Source organism: Mesorhizobium sp. M7A.F.Ca.AU.001.01.1.1, assembly GCF_004022735.1.
In the GTDB taxonomy this organism is placed as follows: Bacteria; Pseudomonadota; Alphaproteobacteria; order Rhizobiales; family Rhizobiaceae; genus Mesorhizobium; species Mesorhizobium ciceri.
On sequence record NZ_RZPF01000938.1, the window covers coordinates 1 to 2071 of the forward strand.

The 2071-nt window shown below is 62.9% G+C and carries 3 protein-coding genes; 2 read left to right on the forward strand and 1 reads right to left on the reverse strand.

Features of this window, described 5'->3' with window-relative positions; translation table 11 throughout:
* The first annotated feature begins 13 nt into the window (after nt 1-13).
* Nucleotides 14-214, forward strand: a complete 201-nt coding sequence (locus EN884_RS34225; RefSeq protein ID WP_128361052.1) for a PepSY domain-containing protein — start codon at nt 14-16, stop codon at nt 212-214.
* A gap of 153 nt (nt 215-367) precedes the next feature.
* Nucleotides 368-850 (forward strand): hypothetical protein, encoded by a 483-nt coding sequence (locus tag EN884_RS34230; RefSeq protein WP_063167997.1) that lies wholly within the window; start codon nt 368-370, stop codon nt 848-850.
* Between the two features lies 1 nt (nt 851).
* Here EN884_RS34230 and EN884_RS34235 read toward each other — a convergent pair.
* On the reverse strand, nt 852-2071 hold a 1220-nt coding region (locus EN884_RS34235; RefSeq protein WP_164895361.1), incomplete at its 5' end, for a L,D-transpeptidase family protein.

Below are 2071 nucleotides of genomic sequence, written 5' to 3' on the forward strand. Positions count from 1 at the left end.
CGGCGCGCCGTCCTTGGCCGCGGACGACAAGCCGCTGCCGCCGCCCAATGCCAAGAAGCTGTCGGAGATCATCGCCAAGGTCGAGCAGCGCGACGGCTTTCGCTATGTGGACGAGGTCGACTGGGACAGCGGCGCCTACACCGTCACCTATTACACGGCGGACAAGGCGAAGGTCGAAATCACCTACGATCCTGTGACGGCGGAGCCGAAATAGGGACGCTCCGACGCGAATTCGTTCTCGGCTGCGTCACAGGCTCCCGGCGCCAACTTCGGCGATCGCCCTGGCGCGGGCGCCTCCCCTTGCGTCAGTCGTGCTTTGATGGCTGACTGTCGTTTCCTGGAATAGCTCCGGGCGCCGCATTGGGGGATGGGGATGGCGACGGCAAAGCACGTGATGAAGCGCATATTGATGATGTTGGCCGGCTACTTCGTATCGGTGCTGGTCGGCCTGATCGCCGTGGCGGTGATCTATGGCGTGCTCAGTTCCTTGCCCAATGCGCCCAACTATTTCGACGTCATGGGTGTTTCGCCGATCGCGGTGCTGCTGGTGCCGCCGCTCGGCATGTTCGTCTATTTCCTGACGATCGTGGTGACCGCGCTGCAAACGTTGATCTTCGCGCTGATCGCAGAGTTCTTCTCGCTGCGCAATGTCCTGCTGCACATGGTTTTCGGCGCTGGCGCCGCAGTCGGCGGCTTCGCCCTGATCTGGCCGAGCGCACCGGAGGACATGGACCCGGAGCGTTGGGTCGACATCGGCATCATTGCCGCTGCCGGCCTTGTCGCCGGGTTGCTCTATTGGCTGATCGCCGGGCGCGACGCCGGCTTCCGACGGCCACTGTTCGAGCGCTAAATCAACTCGAAGGCGAGCGAACCGCCTCCGTGGCATCCAGGGCCTGCTTCAGCCGCGAGTCGCGGTCGTAGACGTCGCCGAAATATTCGACCTTGCCCGACAGATCGGGCCATGCGGTGAAATAGGCGACATAGACCGGGATCGTGCGTGTCACGTTCTCGGTCGCGTGGCCGTGCTTCAGCTTCTCGGCGATATAGTCCACGGAGGTGCCAAGCACCGCCGCCGCCATGCCGCGCGGGTCCTGCAGCCGCACGCAGCCATGGCTGAGCGCGCGCATATCGCGCTGGAAGAACGATTTCTGCGGCGTGTCGTGCATGTAGATCGCATGCTTGTTGGGGAACAGGATCTTCAACTCGCCCAGCGCGTTGGCCTCGCTCGGCTGCTGGCGCACGCTGTATGGGATGTTCGAGCCATAGGCGCCCCAGTTGACCGCCGACGAAGGAATGCGCTTGCCGCGCGAATCCGTCACCTCATAGCCGGCCCGGTCGAGATAGCCCGGATCGTTGCGCAATCTCGGCAGCATCTCGTTGACGATGATCGACTGGGGCACGCCCCAATAGGGATGGAAATCGACCTGCTTGATCTGGTCGTAGAAGAAGGAGGTCTGGTTGGTGGTCCGGCCAATGACGGCACGCGTCTTGAGCTTTTCCTCGCCATTGTCGATGTAGCTCGCGGTGAAGGCCGGCTGGTTGATGAAGACGCGCGGGCTGCCGAGATCGGAGGGCAGCCAGCGCAGTTCCTCCAGCGCCACTTCCACCTTCAGCAACTTGTCGGCCTTGGATGTTCCGGCCAGCGACGCGACGGTGCGCGGGCCGATGACGCCGTCGCCCTTCATGCCTGCCTTTTGCTGCACGGCCTTGATGACCGGGATCAGTTCCGGATCATAAACTTCGCTGGTGGCCAGCCTGGACAGGACCTCGCCATAGGCGCCGCCCATCTCGTCATCGAGATTGCGCGCGATCAGGGTCAGCAGCTTCGGCAGTTCGGGGCTGGTTTCGCCCGGCTTCAACAACAGTTTGGGGTCGACGACGATTTCGTTTTCCGCACTGGCCTGCAGCGCTTCCAGTTCGACGCGCAGCGCCTGGTATTCCGCATTCTGCGGGTGCCGCGATTCGAGATAGGTGCGCACCTGCTGGGTATGCGCCAGCGTTTTCAGCACGCCTTGCAGATCGAGCGGCTTGGCCGGGAAATCATAATAGCCGGTCATGCGGTTGGGATCTG